This is a genomic window from Chryseobacterium sp. SIMBA_028 (assembly GCF_046535285.1).
GTDB lineage: Bacteria > Bacteroidota > Bacteroidia > Flavobacteriales > Weeksellaceae > Chryseobacterium.
In genome coordinates this window covers 1-258 of the sequence record NZ_JAWRWZ010000480.1, presented here as the reverse complement: position 1 = coordinate 258, position 258 = coordinate 1, and the positions used below count along the sequence as shown (strand labels likewise).

General features: G+C 64.7%; 1 protein-coding gene. It reads right to left on the bottom strand.

Annotated features, from left to right (window positions below; genetic code table 11):
• On the bottom strand, positions 1-258 hold a 258-nt coding region (locus tag SCA31_RS24200), incomplete at both ends, for a hypothetical protein (RefSeq protein ID WP_410699528.1).

Below are 258 nucleotides of genomic sequence, written 5' to 3'. Positions count from 1 at the left end.
ATTTGGGCATAGGCGAACGCAGTGGCCGCGTAAGCGACTTTGATCAGGTTCATGCTGGGCCGAAGTTCCAGATGGGCAACCGCGGAGCGAAGGGGCTCGATGGCGCTGGCCGGCTTCCCGGCATACGTGAAGGCAAGCCCCCGGCCCAGTTCGGGCAGGGCGCCACGGTACTGCAAGCGTGCCGGGTGGGAAGGAGTCCGGCTCAGGAGCCCCACGCATTTGCGCCATTGGCCGGACATCAGCAACGTCAGGAAAAGC